We start from the raw sequence: 475 nt of genomic DNA on the forward strand, positions 1-475 counted from the left end.
GAATACCGCCAGGACGCCGCAGCCGGCAGCGGTCGCCAGTACTCGTCCGAGCGCCGGACCGTGACTCTGCAGACCTGCTACGAAGAGTCCGAAGCCGAGGAAAGCCAGGACGGAAGAAGCGACATCGATTTTGGTGGAAGCGGCCTGGCCCAGATTGATACTGCGCAACAGCAGGGTCGCGAACACTCCCACCACGAGAGCGATCGCGGCGGGGAGCCAGAACAGCATGGTGTACGCGCCGCCATCGACGAACGCACGGCCGATCAACGGTCCCGCGCCGGCGCCGATGCTGTACGTGGTGATCCAGAGGGAGTAACCCAGGGTGCGCTCTGCCGTGTTGGGCAGACCGCCGATGACCGAGGCGACGCTCGACACGATCAGCGCGTAGCCGAAGCCTTGCACGAACCGAGTCGCCGTCCAAGCCACCGGTGAGTCCAGCAGTGCGGGACTCGCGCCTGCGACGGTGAACACGAAG

The 475-nt window shown here is 65.7% G+C and carries 1 protein-coding gene; it reads right to left on the reverse strand.

What is annotated here, in order from left to right; genetic code table 11:
- Nucleotides 1–471, reverse strand: a 471-nt coding sequence (locus RM780_RS27640) for an MFS transporter (RefSeq protein ID WP_311633641.1), incomplete at its 3' end; no start/stop codon positions are given.
- Between the last annotated feature and the right edge of the window lie 4 nt (nucleotides 472–475).

This window comes from Streptomyces boetiae (genome assembly GCF_031845405.1).
In the GTDB taxonomy this organism is placed as follows: domain Bacteria; phylum Actinomycetota; class Actinomycetes; order Streptomycetales; family Streptomycetaceae; genus Streptomyces; species Streptomyces boetiae.